Annotated in this window: 12 protein-coding genes; 7 read left to right on the top strand and 5 right to left on the bottom strand. The window is 64.0% G+C overall.

Annotated features, from left to right (window positions below; all coding sequences use genetic code 11):
- Positions 1–6 precede the first annotated feature (6 nt).
- The 6 genes from WDZ97_RS11030 (at position 7) to WDZ97_RS11005 (ending at position 8617) form a co-directional block, all read left to right on the top strand.
- Positions 7–801, top strand: coding sequence for an FHA domain-containing protein (locus WDZ97_RS11030; RefSeq protein ID WP_304004002.1), 795 nt, complete (start codon positions 7–9; stop codon positions 799–801).
- Positions 802–904: 103 nt separating this feature from the next.
- Complete coding sequence (locus tag WDZ97_RS11025; protein WP_425762770.1) at positions 905–3142, top strand: CHASE2 domain-containing protein; 2238 nt, start codon at positions 905–907, stop codon at positions 3140–3142.
- A gap of 33 nt (positions 3143–3175) precedes the next feature.
- Positions 3176–3943 (top strand): 3',5'-cyclic-nucleotide phosphodiesterase, encoded by a 768-nt coding sequence (locus WDZ97_RS11020; RefSeq protein WP_304004005.1) that lies wholly within the window; start codon positions 3176–3178, stop codon positions 3941–3943.
- A gap of 54 nt (positions 3944–3997) precedes the next feature.
- Positions 3998–6370 carry an ATPase, T2SS/T4P/T4SS family gene (locus WDZ97_RS11015; protein WP_425762769.1) on the top strand — a complete coding sequence of 791 codons (2373 nt, stop codon included), beginning with the start codon at positions 3998–4000 and terminating at the stop codon, positions 6368–6370.
- A 13-nt stretch (positions 6371–6383) separates the two neighbouring features.
- A complete protein-coding gene (locus tag WDZ97_RS11010) occupies positions 6384–8018 on the top strand; it encodes an HD domain-containing phosphohydrolase (RefSeq protein ID WP_425762768.1) in 1635 nt (544 codons plus the stop codon).
- 188 nt (positions 8019–8206) lie between these two features.
- The gene (locus WDZ97_RS11005) at positions 8207–8617 is read left to right on the top strand and encodes a pilin (RefSeq protein WP_425762767.1); all 411 of its coding nucleotides are present in this window, start codon (positions 8207–8209) and stop codon (positions 8615–8617) included.
- 48 nt (positions 8618–8665) lie between these two features.
- On the opposite strand, the gene WDZ97_RS11000 is transcribed toward WDZ97_RS11005, so the two are convergent.
- The 5 genes from WDZ97_RS11000 to WDZ97_RS10980 all read right to left on the bottom strand — a co-directional run bounded on the left by WDZ97_RS11000 (position 8666) and on the right by WDZ97_RS10980 (position 13475).
- Positions 8666–10318: a tetratricopeptide repeat protein gene (locus WDZ97_RS11000; RefSeq protein WP_425762766.1), complete on the bottom strand. Its 1653-nt coding sequence runs from the start codon at positions 10316–10318 to the stop codon at positions 8666–8668.
- Positions 10319–10322: 4 nt separating this feature from the next.
- Entirely contained in the window at positions 10323–10784 is a 462-nt protein-coding gene (locus tag WDZ97_RS10995) for a SixA phosphatase family protein (protein ID WP_425762765.1), read from the bottom strand.
- Positions 10785–10863: 79 nt separating this feature from the next.
- Positions 10864–12354 carry a CHAD domain-containing protein gene (locus tag WDZ97_RS10990; protein WP_425762764.1) on the bottom strand — a complete coding sequence of 497 codons (1491 nt, stop codon included), beginning with the start codon at positions 12352–12354 and terminating at the stop codon, positions 10864–10866.
- A gap of 150 nt (positions 12355–12504) precedes the next feature.
- A complete protein-coding gene (gene moaC, locus WDZ97_RS10985; RefSeq protein WP_425762763.1) occupies positions 12505–13008 on the bottom strand; it encodes a cyclic pyranopterin monophosphate synthase MoaC in 504 nt (167 codons plus the stop codon).
- A complete protein-coding gene (locus WDZ97_RS10980) occupies positions 13005–13475 on the bottom strand; it encodes a response regulator (protein WP_304004020.1) in 471 nt (156 codons plus the stop codon). The genes moaC and WDZ97_RS10980 overlap by 4 nt, the downstream gene beginning before the upstream one ends.
- Positions 13476–13683: 208 nt before the next feature.
- Between WDZ97_RS10980 and WDZ97_RS10975 the strand changes: the two genes are divergently transcribed.
- Positions 13684–15138, top strand: coding sequence for a M48 family metalloprotease (locus tag WDZ97_RS10975; protein WP_425762762.1), 1455 nt, complete (start codon positions 13684–13686; stop codon positions 15136–15138).
- The last annotated feature ends 4 nt before the right edge of the window (positions 15139–15142 follow it).

The following is a 15142-nucleotide window of genomic DNA, read 5'->3' as shown; positions in this document are numbered from 1 at the left end:
TGGAAAATGGCAAAACTCATACTCAGCATGGATGGTCTGGTCCTCAAGGAGCTGCCGCTCGCCAAGGAGCGCACGACCATCGGGCGCAAGCCGCACAACGACATCCAGATCGACAATCTCGCGATCAGCGGTGAGCACGCGGTCATCGTCACCATCCTCAACGATTCCTTTCTCGAGGATCTGAACAGCACCAACGGCACCTATGTAAATGGTCAGCCGATCAAGAAGCACTTCCTGCAGAACAACGACGTGGTGGAACTGGGCAAGTACCGCCTGAAGTACATCAACGACACGCCTGCGCAGGCGCCGGCGCCTGACTTCGAGAAGACCATGGTCCTGCGCCCGGACATGATGCGCAAGCCGCCGGCAGAGGCACCGACCGCGCCGCCGGTGGTGCCGATGCGCTCGGCGACCGAGACGCAGGCCGGATTCCGCGCTGGCGCGTCGGTGCCGGCGGGCACCTCGATGGGCGGTGGCATGCCGCCGCCAGCGCCGGTCGCGCCGCCGCAGCCGGCGGCGCCCGCCGCGGCGCCGAACCAGATCGGCGCCATCCAGATCCTCAACGGCGCCAACGCCGGGCGCGAGCTGGAACTGACGAAGACGCTGACCACGCTCGGCAAGCCGGGCCTGCAGGTGGCGGTGATCACGCGGCGGCCGCAGGGCTACTTCATTACCCATGTCGAGGGCGCCAACTTCCCGGTGGTCAATGGCAGCCAGCTCGACGCCCAGGCGCACCCGCTGAGCGATCATGACGTGATCGAGATTGCGGGCGTAAAGATGGAGTTCTTCATCAAGCGCTGAGCCGGCACGCCTCGCTCATGTTGCTCCGTCCTGCGCGCTGCGCTGACCGGTCGGCGACCCGCCGGCCGGCCCCTGATCGCTCGCCCCGCGCCGGGGCTGCCCGGTGAATCAGCACGTGCTGAAGTACGGCATCGGCCTGGTGCTGATGCTCGTGCTGCTCGGGCACGCCGCCCGCTTCTACCAGATACCGGTTCTCGGCAATCTGGACCACATCGCCTACGACACCAAGCTGTCGCTGACCATGCCGCGCACGCGCGACGACAGGGTGGTCATTCTGGACATCGACGAGCGCTCGCTGGCTGAGGTCGGCCGCTGGCCTTGGGGGCGGGAGCGTCTGGCGACCTTGATGGACAAGCTGTTCGATCACTACGGCGTGATGCTGCTGGGTGTCGACGTGGTGTTCGCCGAGCCCGATACCAGTTCCGGTCTGCCCACGCTCGAAGGCCTGGCCGCCGGGCCGCTCGCCGACAACGAGGGCTTTCGCGCCGCGCTGGACGGGCTGCGACCTCAGCTCGATTACGACAAGCGCTTTGCCGCGTCGCTGCAGAACCGCCCGGTGCTGCTGGGCTACTACTTCAGCGATCGCGGTGACGGACTGAGCAGTGGCGCGCTGCCCGACCCGGTGCTGCCGGCCGGGACTTTCCGTGGCCGAAACATCGCGTTTGCGAGTTTCAACAGCTTCGGTGCCAATCTGCCGCTGTTCCAGTCGTCGGCACTCGGCGCCGGTCATTTCAACCCGCTGCCCGATTTCGACGGCCTCAACCGCCGCGTGCCGATGCTGGTCGAGTACAAGGGCGCCTATTACGAATCGCTGTCGCTGGCGGTGGTGCGTACCCTGCTGGGCAGCCCGAAACTGGCACCGGGCTACGCCGACGGGGGGCTGTTCGGGGTGAGTGTCCGCGACTATGCCGGGCTGGAGTGGCTGGAACTGCAGTCGGCGCGCGGAACCTTGCGTCTGCCGGTGGACGAGAACGTCGCCGCGCTGATTCCCTATCGCGGTCCGCAAGGCAGTTTCGCTTACTACTCGCTTGCGGACGTGCTGGCCGGGCGCACGCCGGTCGACGCGCTGAAGGGGCGCGTCGCCCTTCTGGGCACGACTGCACCCGGTCTGCTCGACCTGCGGGCGACGCCGGTCGGCAGCTCCTATCCTGGGGTGGAGATCCACGCCAACCTGATTGCCGGCATGCTGGACGGCCATATCAAGCACCGGCCCCAGTACGTGACCGGATTCGATGTTGTCGTGCTGCTGCTGGTCGGCGGCCTGCTGTTGTGGGCGCTGCCGCGCATGTCCCCGATGAATGCCACGCTGCTGTCGGCGGGCATGCTGCTGCTGCTGCTGGGCATGAACTTCGCCTTCTGGCAGTTCGCCGACTTCGTGCTGCCGATCGCGGCCAGCCTGCTGCTGGTGGTCGGGCTGTACGCGCTCAACATGTCCTACGGCTACTTCTTCGAATCGCGCTCGAAGCGGCAGTTCGCGCGCATGTTCGGCCAGTACGTGCCGCCCGAACTGGTCGAGGAAATGAGCCGCAACCCCGAGCACTACAGCATGGAAGGTCGCAACGCCGAACTGACCATACTGTTTTCCGACATCCGCGGTTTCACCAGCATTTCGGAAGGGCTGGAACCGAAACAATTGACGCAGCTCATGAACGAATACCTGGGCGCAATGACTTTCGTCATTCAGGATCAGCGCGGTACGCTCGACAAATATATCGGCGACGCGATCATGGCCTTCTGGGGGGCGCCGGTGGACGATCCGGCGCACGCGATCCACGGGGTGACGGCCGCGTTGCAGATGCAGTCAAGACTGGCCGAACTGAACAGTCACCTGACCGCGCGCGGCTGGCCGGAGCTGAGGATAGGCATCGGTGTGAACACCGGCACGGTCACCGTCGGCGACATGGGGTCGCCGGTACGCAAGGCCTATACTGTGATGGGCGACGCGGTCAACCTGGCGTCACGCCTCGAAGGACTGACCAAACAGTATGGCGTGGGCATTCTCGTCGGCGATGAAACGCGGCGCGCCGTCAAGGGCGTCGTGTTCCGCGAGGTGGATCGCGTGCGGGTGAAGGGCAAGGACGAGCCGGTATCGATCTACGAGCCGCTGGCGATGGAAACCGATTTCGATCGTGCGCGGCTGGAAGAGCTGAAGTTGTGGAATCAGGCGCTGCGCCAGTTCAGGAATCAGGAGTGGGATCAGGCCGAACTGACCCTGTTCAACCTGCAGCGCATGGACCCGGGGTGCGTGCTGTACGGCTCCTACGCGGAGCAGATCGGACACTATCGCCGTTCGCCGCCCGGCAAGGGCTGGGACGGCGTGCGTACCTTTGACACGAAGTAGGCGGACGAAAACGGACTTACGCGCGGGAAACAGATGAGGATACGGGTGCTCGGTTGCAGTGGTGGCATAGGCGGTGCGCATTTGCGCACCACGTCGCTGCTTGTCGACGACGATATCCTGATCGACGCCGGAACGGGTGTGGGCGATCTGTCGATCGCCGAACTGGCACGCATCGACCATGTCTTCGTCACCCACAGCCACCTCGATCACATTGCCTGCCTGCCGCTGATGGTCGATACGGTGGGCGAACTGCGTTCGCGCCCGCTGACCGTATGGACCACCGCGCCGACGCTGGAGGTGTTGCGGCGGCACATCTTCAACTGGTCGATCTGGCCCGATTTCACCGAAATTCCATCGGTCGAGCGGCCGTTCATGACTTTCCGTGAGCTGCGTGTCGGCGACGAGATCGACATGGGCAGCCGGGCGATCCGTGTGCTGCCGGCCCAGCACACGGTGCCGGCGGTCGGCTACGCGGTGCGTTCATCCGGCGGCACGCTGGCCTTTTCCGGCGACACCACCGTGTGCGACGAATTCTGGGACGCCGTCAACGCCTTGCCCGATCTGCGCTACCTGATCATCGAAACCGCCTTTCCCGACCGCGATCGCCAGCTTGCGGTGATGTCCCGCCACCTGTGCCCGGACATGCTTTCGGGGGAGCTGGAGAAGCTGCGCCACCCGGCCGATATCTACATCACCCATCTGAAACCAAGCCAGATGGACATGACCATGCGTGAGATTGCCGACACGCTCGGCTCGCGCAAGCCGCACATGTTGCGCAACAATCATGTTTTCGACTTCTGACCATTCGGCGCGCGACAGGACGGCCGCGCGGGTCAGCGGTGACGGGGTGAACAAATGAGTGCAGTGCTACCGCCGGCGAGCGATCTGGGCGCGATGAGCGATGTGTCGAGCCGGCTGGCGTTCTTCAAGAACCTGCAGGGCGTGACGACCAAGATTCACGCCACCACCAACATCGACGAAATCATGCTTGAACTGTCGCAGGAAATTTCTGCGCTGTTCAACGCCGATCGCCTGACCATCTACGTGCTGGGCGACGACCGGTCGACCATCGTGTCCAAGGTCAAGACCGGTCTGAATTCGTTCAAGGATCTGCGCCTGCCGCTGACCGAGCAGTCGATCGCCGGCTTCGTCGGCATGAGCCGCAAGCTGCTCAACATCCGCGACGTCTACGACGAGGCCGAGCTGAGGTCGCATTCGTCCAGCCTGAAGTTCCTCGACGGCGTGGACAAAAAGACCGGCTACCGCACCAAGCAGATGCTGGTCGCGCCGATTCTCGACCCGGAGAAGAAGGATCTGCTGGGCGTGGTCCAGTTGATCAACAACAAGTCCGGCCAGCCCTTCTCGGCGCTGGCCGAAGAAGGCCTGCTGAGCATGGCGCACACGCTGGCAGTGGCTTTCCAGCAACGCAGCAAGCCGACGCACGTGGTCAAGTCGAAGTACGACTATCTGGTCGTCGATGGCGTCATGTCGCCGCAGGAGTTCGACCTCGCCTCGCGCGCGGCGCGGCGCAAGGGCGTCGATGTCGAGGACGTGCTGGTACGCGATTTCCAGGTCAAGCAGCAGGCGATCGGTGCCTCGCTGTCGAAATTCTTCGGCGTCGCCTACGAGCCGTTCAAGCCCGAGCGAGTAAAACCCTTCGACCTGATCAGGAACCTGAAGCGCGAGTACCTCGAAGAGCAGCAATGGGTGCCAGTGGAAGATTCCAGCGAGGGCATCGTCGTCGTTGCGCTCGACCCGGAGAAGGTGAAGGGGGCGCGCGTCGTCAACAACATCTTCCCGAAGGCCAAGCTGGTCTTCCGCGTCACCACCACGAAGGAATTCGTGCAGACGCTGGATCAGTTCTATGGCTCGACGATGGACGACACCAGCGTCGGCGATCTGCTGTCCGACATGCTGGAAGAGGACGAGGTGCATGACGCCGGGGGCGACGACGTCACGGCCGCTGCCGACAACGAATTGGTCCGGCTGGTAAACAAGATCATCATCGACGCCTACCAGCAGGGCGCATCCGACATCCACATCGAACCCCGCCCGGGCAAGGACAAGACCCAGGTGCGTTTCCGCAAGGACGGCACCTTGCATCCCTACATCGAGGTGCCGGCCAGCTACCGCAGCGCGCTGGTCACCCGCCTGAAGATCATGTGCGACCTCGACATTTCCGAGCGCCGCAAGCCGCAGGACGGCAAGATCAAGTTCCGCAAGTTCGGCCCGCTGGACATCGAACTGCGAGTGGCCACGATACCGTCGGCCGGCGGCGTCGAGGACGTGGTGATGCGTATCCTCGCCGCCGGCGAGCCGATACCGATCGACAAGCTGGGCGTACTGCCGCACAACCTGTCGCGACTGAAGGAAGCGGTGAGCAAGCCCTACGGCCTGTTCTTCGTATGCGGTCCGACCGGCTCCGGTAAGACGACTACGCTGCATTCCATCCTCAGCCACATCAACACGCCGGAAACCAAGATCTGGACCGCCGAGGATCCGGTCGAAATAACGCAGAAGGGCCTGCGTCAGGTACAGATCAACAAGAAGGCGGGGCTCGATTTCGCCGCCATCATGCGCGCGTTCCTGCGCGCCGATCCGGACGTGATCATGGTCGGTGAAATGCGCGACAAGGAAACCGTGGCCATCGGCATCGAAGCGTCGCTGACCGGTCACCTCGTGTTCTCGACGCTGCATACCAACAGCGCGCCGGAATCCATCGTCCGCCTGCTCGACATGGGCATGGACCCGTTCAACTTCGCCGATGCGCTGCTCGGCGTCCTGGCCCAGCGGCTGGCCAAGCGTCTGTGTCCGAAGTGCAAGGAGGCCTATCACCCGGACGCCGCCGAAATGAAGCACTTCCTCGAAGAGTACTGCGAGGAGTTGCGCAATACCGCCGACTTCAAGGTCGACGCCGAAGGGGCGATGGATCGCGTGTTGAAGGACTGGATCAAGGCCTACGCCGACGACAAGGGGCGCTTCACGCTGTATCGGCCGAAGGGCTGCCCGGACTGCAGCAATACCGGCTACCGCGGCCGGCTGGGCCTGCACGAACTGATGCTCGGCACCGACCGCATCAAGAAGAACATCCAGGAACGCGAACGCGTCGCCACCATGCTCGCCACGGCACTGGAAGAGGGCATGCGTACGCTGAAGATGGACGGCATGGAAAAGGTGCTGTCCGGGCTGACCGACATGAAGCAGGTCCGCGCGGTCTGCATCAAGTAGCGCGCCGCGGCACATGGACAAGTTCGACGACCTGCTGAGGCGCTTCGAGGATCTCAACGAGATCGGCGCCGCACTGTCGAACGAACGCAATATCGAAGCGCTGCTCGAAAAGATACTGCTCGCCGCCAAGGCCATCACCCATGCCGACGGTGGCACGCTCTACCGCACCGACGAAAGTGGCGAGCATCTGCGCTTTGAAATCATGCGCACCGACTCGATCGGCATCGCGATGGGCGGCACCAGCGGCAAGCGGATCGTGTTCCCGCCGCTGCCCCTGCATCTGCCGGGCGGCCAGCCGAATCTGTCCATGGTCGCCGCCTACTGCGCGCTGAACCGCTGTACCGTCAATATCGCCGACGCCTACGCGGCCGAGGGCTTCGACTTCTCGGGCACGCGCGCTTTCGATGCCCGCACCGGCTACCGTTCGACCAGCTTCCTGACCGTGCCGATGATGAACCACGAAGGTCGGGTCATCGGTGTGCTGCAACTGATCAACGCGGTCGATCCGGTGAGCGGCGTAGTCGGCGTGTTTTCCGATTCCGACCGCCGGCTGGCCGAGTCGCTCGCGTCGCAGGCGGCCATCGCGCTGACCAACCGGCAGCTGGTGAGCCAGCTCGAAGCGCTGTTCGAATCCTTCATCACGTTGATCAACAATGCGATCGACGAAAAATCGCCCTACACCGGTGGCCACTGCCAGCGTGTGCCGACGCTGACCATGATGCTGGCCGAGGCGGTCAACGACACGACCGAAGGCCCGCTGGCCGACTTCACGATGACCGACGCCGACCGCTACGAGCTGAAGATCGCCGGCCTGCTGCACGACTGCGGCAAGGTGACCACGCCGGTGCACGTGGTCGACAAGGCGACCAAGCTGCAGACCATATTCGACCGCATCCAGCTGGTCGACGCGCGCTTCGAACTGATACGGCGCGACATCGAACTCGCCACCCTGCGCCGGCAACTGGCGCTCGGGCCCGACCCGACGCCTGCCATGCGGGAATGGGTCGAGCGCGACGGTACCGATCTGCTCAATGAGGTCGAGGGCGACCGCACCTTCCTGCGCCAAGCGAATATCGGCTCGGAGCGCATGAGCGACGCTGACGTCGAGCGGGTGCACGCGATCGCACGGCGCTGGTCGTGGACCGACGCCCACGGCGTCGTCCATCCCTGCCTTAGCGCCGACGAGGTCGAGAACCTGACCATACGCGCCGGCACGCTGACAGGCGCAGAGCGCGAAATCATCAATTACCACATCGTTTCGACGATACGCATGCTCGAATCGCTGCCCTGGCCGCGCCACCTGACCAATGTGCCGGAGTACGCAGGTGGCCATCATGAACGGATGGACGGCAAGGGCTACCCGCGCGGTCTGACCCGCGAGCAGATGAGCGTGCAGGCCCGCGTGATGGGCATCGCCGACATCTTCGAAGCGCTGACCGCCAAGGACAGGCCGTACAAGCGCCCCATGAAGCTGTCCGAAGCGCTGCACATCCTCGGCAAGTTCCGCCTCAACGGCCACATCGATCCCGACCTGTTCGACGTGTTCGTCCGCCAGCAGGTCTATCTGCGCTACGCGGAGACCTATCTCGACCCAGAACAGATCGACGACGTCGATCTCCATGCCATCCCCGGCTACTCCGTGAACTGACGTTTTTTGTCACATGCTGCCGGTGAACGGCAGGACAAAAGCATCTGTGTCGAACTGTGTCGCGGCGTCCGGAACAAAAAATCCTTGTGTTTCAGCGAACTGTAAAAAAGTGCTAAAGCTGGCACCCGCCTTGCTCGATATCACCCTGAGCGCAGTCGCGCCCGTTCCGTTCAATACAGGAGAGAGTGATGAAAAAGGTTCAGCAAGGTTTCACCCTGATCGAACTGATGATCGTGGTCGCGATCATCGGCATTTTGGCGGCGATCGCGCTGCCGCAGTATCAGCAGTACACGACTCGCGCCCGCTTCGCGGACGTGATCAGCCAGACGGAAGCCTACAAGACGGCTGTCGCACTGTGTGCACAAGATAACGCAGGGGTGCTCACCAGCTGCGATCTCGGTTCCCAAGGAATTCCGGGTGCTCCCACTGCTAACGCCAACCTCGCGAGCATTGCCGTAGCTGATGGTGTCATTACTGCAACCGGCACGGCTCGCGTGAATAGCCTCACTTACATTGCAACACCGGATGCGACCAGCAATGGTTCCCTGCGTTGGGCTATCACCGGCACTTGCGTTGCGGCTAACGCCTGCAAGCAATAATCAAGTTTCTCGATCCACATGAAAGGCTGCTCTTTAATAGAGCAGCCTTTATTTTTTGCACGAAGTCTCTTTCCCGAGAGTGCAGGCCACTTCGTGCGATGCGATCGCCTGCGCCTGATCGCCGAGAGCGGCCAAGATGTCGCCGCGCTGGGCATGCAAAACGGCTATGCCCGGTGCCAGGATGATTGCGCTCTCGATATCCGCACGGGCGGCCGGATACTGTTCCATCAGCACATTCGCATGCGCGCGTGCTTCGAGATATTGGTAGTTGAGCGGGTTGAGGGAAATGGCCCTGTTGTAATCTTCAATGGCATTCGAAATGAAATCGCCGCGCTCATAAGCGCGTGCCCGATTGAAATAAATGCGATCCGAACCAATAGGTAGCGAGCTCTGCTTCTCAACCAGCATGGCAGCCTCGTCCCACAGCAGCATCGGGTGAGACATCGACACCAGCTTGTTGGCCGAAAAGGCCGCCAAGGCGAGTGCAATGACTGATGCCAGGATGACTGCTGTTGTTTCCCTGAGGGCGGCCAACAGCAGTGCGAGCCATAGCGTCAACGGCCCCATCCAAAGATAGCTTCGATACAGGACAAATATTTCCTGAATGCGGAGCGCGGCGATCTCTGTGCCGAACATGATCCAGGGTGCAAGCAGACCGATTCCTATCAGACTCCACGTACGTCCTTTCAACAGCGCGATCAGTCCGATTGCGCCCCAGCTAAAGAACGCGAGCAACGCGAGCAAGGCGTGCCAGGATGTTGCCGAGGTGGCGAAGTGCTCTCGCATATCGATCGACATGCGAGACCCATCCGGTAAGGCCCAAAGCGCGAGGTACTTGAAGAACAGACCTAACTGGGTGATTACGCTCAAAAGGTGAGCGTTTGCTGCCGACGCGTCGCCGACGGCCTGATCGATGAGAGTCGATGCGCCCAGTTCATAAGGGGTGCCGATCAGACGTGCTGCAAACGCCACCAGTAGCAGAGAGAGCAGAAACTGCCCGCCAAGAATGATCAGGATGCTTCCCCACTGAGGGCGAGGCTTCAGTGCGGAACGCATATGAACAATGAGAAGGCACACGTTCAGAGCTGGTGCCATGACGCAGTGCTCTTTCGACCATGCCGCAAGTGCAAATGCCGGAAGCGACGCCCACAGTGCGATCCGGTTTCCCTTGAGGCCTGCCCAGAACAGTGTCCACGAGCACAGACAGAAGAAGGTTGCTAGCAGCGTCGTGCGCTGAATAAGATAGCCGGCAGCGAAGACTGCGGCCGGATGAAGCACGAATATGATTGCCGCAAATACTGCCGAGCGCCGGATGCTCTCCTGATCAAGGCGAGGTGGCCCTAGATCACGTAGCAGGCACGACAGGAATTTGTACAGCGCAAGGCCAGACATTGCGTGGACGACGAGGTTGCCAGCGCGTTGCCAGAAGATGGCATCGCCCAACCATACGAATGTCAGACCGTGCGAGAAATAGGACAGCCAGCGCGGCTTGAACTGCAGACCAAGCTCGACGTAATGCGCCGGATTGCCCGCCATGAAGAAGTACTGGTCGTCAAATACAAGCGGGTTATGGATGAAGGGAAAGTAGAGAAGCAGCGCCGCCAGTGGAATGAGCAAGGGCAGCAATCTGCTTGTTTTGCTCACCGTGATCGTCTTTGACATGGAGGCGTCGGAGAGGCTGGTCGTGGAGAGCAGGATCATAGCCTCAAGGCTCGTTACAGAGGTCCGCTCCAACGCATGCTCTCAGCACCGTCTGCGTCTCTCCGTCGCGTACCCGATTGGTGAACCACCATATCGCCCCTTTCTTCACAGACCACTCAGCCTCCTCACCCGACAGCAACAATGCCGCCACCCGCCCCAACGTCGGCTGATGCCCCACCACCAGTACTGCACCGCTGCCGGTCGGCCATTCGGTGGCGGCGATCAGATCGGCGACCGACGCGTCGGTGCTCAGCAGTCGTGAGGTTTCGAAATCCAGTTCCAGTGCCTGCGCCGTCTGCTGGCAACGGGTGGCCGGGCTGACCAGGATGCGAGTGTTCTTCGGCAGGCGGGGTTTCAGCCAGGCGGCCATCTGCTTGGCCTGCTTCTCGCCGCGCGCGGAGAGCTTGCGGCTGGCGTCGGGTACGGTGTCGAGCGCTTCGGCGTGACGCCACAGGATCAGTTCCATCGATGTCTCCTCGTGTTCTTGTGGGGCGCGCGCAGTGTGGTGAGGTGACGTGACGGATGCATGACACGGCGCCCCGGATTCAGCGCGGGCGGGGCGTGCGCTCCAGGCGCTTGAGCAGCTTCGGCGCCTCGTCGACGATCTTTCGGTAGCGCGGCATGTGATGAGCAGCGATCTGCGCGACCGCAGCGAGCCGCGCCGGGTCGCTGCTGGCGGCGGCCAGCAGGCGCGGGCCGGCCTGGCTGAGATCGTTGATGAAGCCCAGTTGCTCCTGTGCGGCCGCCAGCGTCTCGAGCGCGCGCCGGGCGCGATTGGCGTGCAGCAGCGGCAGGTTGAATTCGAGCGCGTAGCGCAGCCGCTTCACGTCGATGCGCAGCGCGTGCAGCGCGGCGATGTCGCCCGATCTCGCCAGACGGGCGGCGGCAATCATGCGGGTATGGGCGCGCGCAAGGCGCTTTCTGGCGAGGGCGGCCAGCGTCGGCGCATCCTGCCGTTCGTTGAGCCGGTGCAGCGCGTCGAGTAGCGCGATCATCAGTCGCGCCTGCCGGCCGTCCTGCAAGGCACGGATGACGCGCTCGCGCACTTCGCTGCGAATGGCATGCAGCGTGCGGGCGAGCTCGTTCAGCTCTGGCGTGGCTGTCGTGCCGAGCAGCGGCGCCACCAATTCGGACTGCAGTACGTCGCGGTCGCGCAACTCGCCCAGTTCGCCCGCCAGCGCACGCAGGTGCTGCGCGAGATCGTCGGCGCTGCCCTCCGGCAATGCGGGTGCGAATACACGTAGTGCGCTGCGCAGCCGGCGCAGCGCGACGCGCATCTGGTGGATGAATTCCGGCGCATCGCTGTGCAGCGCGCCGTGTTCGTTCGCCTGGTAGTGGGCGATGCAGTCCAGCGCGACGGCGCGGAAGGCGTCCGCGGCGGAGCCTTCCGGGTCTATCGGCGAACGGCCGGCGCGCACCGGCTCGAGGGCGGCGCCGGTCATCAGGTCATAGCCACGTTGCGCCTTGCTGCGCGACTCGGCGCGCAGCGGCAGCGTTGCTGCAAGGCGGCCGGCGAAATCGAGCAGGGTGTCGACCGGAGCACCGGCCAGTTCGAGTTCGAGTTCGGAAATGGTTTCGCGGCGCTCGCCGGCGATGATGTGACCGCGATCGGCCATCAGCAGCAGTTCACCGCCGCCAGCGCGGAAGCGCCATTCGCGCCGTTCGAAGGTGGTGTCGAACACGGTGACGAGCACGCCGCGGTCGCGCAGCGTTTCGAGTTCCGTCCGCAGTGCGGGGTCGTCGATGGCCGAGAAATCGAAGTGCCCGCTGAAGGGCTGTTCCCATTCCGGGCGCGAGGACAGGCCGGCGCGCGATGCGCTGGCGCATTTCACCGTCTGCAGCCAGCGCCGCCCAGCGCGACGCAGGCGCAGCGCGACGCGCTGGCGCCGCAGTGCGAGATCGGGGGTGTCGAAATAGAGGTTGCGCAGCGTCTGCGTGTGCGGTTGCGCGATTGCTTCGCGCAGCAGCGGGTGGCGGGAGAATGCGCGCCAGCCGGCGTCGGCCATCGCCAGTTTGAGTTCGATTTCCTGGGCCATCGTTTCCGTGCCTGAGCGGGGTCCTGTGCCCGCGACCGGGCCGATGGTAGAACGAAAGCGGTGTTCTTCGTCACCTCGACCCGGCTGCACGTCGAGGTGCTGGCGATTCCAGCCCCGCCTTGCTCCGAGCGGCGCCTGTGCCGACCGGCTTCAGTCGGCCGTCCAGTGCCCTGACTTGCCGCCGGCCTTCTCCAGCAGACGGATGTCGCCGATGCGCATGCCGCGGTCGACCGCCTTGCACATATCGTAGATGGTGAGCAGTGCGACGCTGGCGGCGGTCAGCGCTTCCATCTCGACGCCGGTCTGGCCGGTGGTGCGGGCGGTGACTTCGCACAGTACCCGGCTCGTCGCCTCGTCAAGCGTGAACTCGACGCTCACCTTGGTCAGGGCGATCGGATGGCACAGCGGGATCAGATCGGAGGTGCGCTTCGATGCCTGGATGCCGGCGATGCGCGCGACACCGAGCACATCGCCCTTTTTTGCATTGCCGTCGCGTACCAGCGCGAAGGTGGCCGGCTGCATCGTGATCGAGCCAGCAGCACGCGCCACGCGCGCGGTGTGCGCCTTGTCGCCGACGTCGACCATGTGGGCCTGGCCCTGGGCGTCGAAATGGGTCAGCGGAGACTGCGGGGTCTGGGAGTCGTCGGCGCTCATCGTGTCATTGCGGACGGGTGGGGTGGGGGGATGTTCAACTCGAGCCAGTAGCGGGCGAGCAGGGTGAGCGTTTCGGAAAAACTGACGAAATCAAGCGACTTGCGCACGAAGCTGTTGGCGCCGAGTTGCGCGGCGGTGCGGATATCGCGCTGCTGCGACGATGCCGACACCATGACCACCGGCAGCACGTGCGTCTGCGGGTCGGCCCGCACCTGTCGCAGCACCTCAAGCCCGTCGATGCGCGGCAGCGTCAGATCCAGCATCACCAGCGCGGGCTGGTAACGTGTGTCGCGCCCGACGAAGGCTCCGCGCCCGAACAGATAGTCCAGTCCTTCCTCACCGGAGGCGGCGATCTGGATCTGCTCGCTCGGCACGATGTTACGCAGCGCCGTGGTGATGAGCTTCACGTCTTCGGGTACATCTTCAATCAGCAGCAGGGCGTGCGAACCAACCGGAATCGACGACATCGGAGACGTAGGCGTTGAGTGGTGAGAGGACCGGCCAGGCCGGCTACCATGTCGGTCGTCGCGCAGCGCCGGCCGGACCTTCTGTGCTGCCGTTCTTGTTGCGCCGCCTCTGTTTGCGGGGCAACGTCACACGCGGTAACGGATCGCTGACGAATGCTCACCTGCTGCCGAACGACCGTTCACGCCTGCCCGTTATCATAGCATCGCCATGAGTCACTTCCTGTCCTCCCGCCGGCTGCGCAAGGCGGTCGCCGTGCTGCTTCTGCTGCCGCTTGCCGCGCCAGCCAATACGTTGCCCGATCTGGGCGACGTCGCCCAGGCTGATCTGCCGCCGTCGCTCGAACGTCGCATCGGCGAATCGCTGTGGCGCGACATGCGGGTGCGCGAGCGCAGCTACATCAACGATCCGGAGATCAACGGCTACCTGAACCAGCTGGCCGACCGACTGGTGTCCAAGTTGCCGGATTCGACACAGAGCTTCGAACTGTTCGCGCTCCGCGACCCGACGCTGAACGCCTTCGCCTGGCCCGGCGGTTTCATCGGCGTGCATACGGGCCTCATCGTCGCCGCGCAGAGCGAATCCGAACTTGCTTCGGTGATCGCGCACGAAATTTCGCACGTGACGCAGCGGCACATCGCACGGCTGTACTCGAAGCGTGGCGAAATGAGCGTCATCGCGATCGCCTCGCTCATCATCGCGGCGCTTGCCGCGCGCGGAAATTCGCAGGCGGCGCAGGCGGCACTGGTCGGTGGTCAGGCGGCGAACATCGCTACGCAACTCTCCTACACCCGCGACTTCGAACGCGAAGCGGACCGTATCGGCATCCAGATGCTGGACGGCGCCGGCTTCGACACGCGCGGCATGGCGGCCTTCTTCGAGCGCATGCAGCGCTCGGTGCGCTTCTACGAAGCGAATTCGCCGGCCTATTTGCGCACCCACCCGCTGACTACCGAGCGTATCGCCGACGCGGCCGCGCGCATCCAGCAGACCGCCTACCGCCAGGTGCCGGACAGCACCGATTTCCTGCTGGTGCGCGCCAAGCTGCGTGCCTACGACGGCGATGCGCGTGAGGCGGTGACCGAATTCGAGAGCCGGCTGCGCGACGTCCAGGGCAACGCGCGCGTCGCCGCGCGCTTCGGTCTGGCGCACGCGGCACTGCGCTTGCGCGACTTCAAGCGCGCGCAGCAGGAACTCGACGGCCTGCGCGCCGACGGCTTTGCGTCCCCGATGCTCGACAACCTGGGCGGGCGCATCAGCCTGGACGCCGGGCGTCCGGCCGAGGCGGTCGAGCGCTTCCGTGACGGACTGAGCCGATCCGCGCGTTCGCGCGCGCTGCTGTATGGACTGATCGAGGCGCTGCTGGCCGACAATCGTCCGGACGAGGCGCTGACGGTCGTCAATGGCGAGGTGTCCGTCACTACCCAGGACCCACAGCTCTACCAGTACCAGGCGCGGACCTATGCGCTGCTCGGCAAGCGCCTGGCGCAGCACCGTTCGCAGGCCGAGGCCTATGTGCTGAATGGGCAGTATCAGGCCGCCATCGAACAGCTCGAACTGGCCCAGCGCGCTGCCGACGGGGATTTCTACCAGCAGTCTGCGGTCGATGCGCGGCTGCGCGAACTGCGCGAGCGGCTCGCCGAGCAGCGGCGCGACGGCATGTAGGCGG

This window comes from Methyloversatilis sp. MC4-4 (assembly GCF_049843555.1).
GTDB lineage: Bacteria > Pseudomonadota > Gammaproteobacteria > Burkholderiales > Rhodocyclaceae > Methyloversatilis > Methyloversatilis discipulorum_B.
This window is presented reverse-complemented; position numbering and strand designations above follow the sequence as displayed.

Excerpts from the sequence above, each read along its gene's own strand:
- WDZ97_RS11015 (WP_425762769.1), top strand. The coding sequence starts at position 3,998 with ATGAGTGCAGTGCTACCGCCGGCGAGCGATCTGGGCGCGATGAGCGAT.
- WDZ97_RS10990 (WP_425762764.1), bottom strand. The coding sequence starts at position 12,354 with ATGGCCCAGGAAATCGAACTCAAACTGGCGATGGCCGACGCCGGCTGG.
- WDZ97_RS11005 (WP_425762767.1), top strand. The coding sequence starts at position 8,207 with ATGAAAAAGGTTCAGCAAGGTTTCACCCTGATCGAACTGATGATCGTG.
- WDZ97_RS11000 (WP_425762766.1), bottom strand. The coding sequence starts at position 10,318 with ATGATCCTGCTCTCCACGACCAGCCTCTCCGACGCCTCCATGTCAAAG.
- WDZ97_RS10980 (WP_304004020.1), bottom strand. The coding sequence starts at position 13,475 with ATGTCGTCGATTCCGGTTGGTTCGCACGCCCTGCTGCTGATTGAAGAT.
- WDZ97_RS11030 (WP_304004002.1), top strand. The coding sequence starts at position 7 with ATGGCAAAACTCATACTCAGCATGGATGGTCTGGTCCTCAAGGAGCTG.
- WDZ97_RS11010 (WP_425762768.1), top strand. The coding sequence starts at position 6,384 with ATGGACAAGTTCGACGACCTGCTGAGGCGCTTCGAGGATCTCAACGAG.
- WDZ97_RS10995 (WP_425762765.1), bottom strand. The coding sequence starts at position 10,784 with ATGGAACTGATCCTGTGGCGTCACGCCGAAGCGCTCGACACCGTACCC.
- WDZ97_RS11020 (WP_304004005.1), top strand. The coding sequence starts at position 3,176 with ATGAGGATACGGGTGCTCGGTTGCAGTGGTGGCATAGGCGGTGCGCAT.
- WDZ97_RS10975 (WP_425762762.1), top strand. The coding sequence starts at position 13,684 with ATGAGTCACTTCCTGTCCTCCCGCCGGCTGCGCAAGGCGGTCGCCGTG.
- moaC (WP_425762763.1), bottom strand. The coding sequence starts at position 13,008 with ATGAGCGCCGACGACTCCCAGACCCCGCAGTCTCCGCTGACCCATTTC.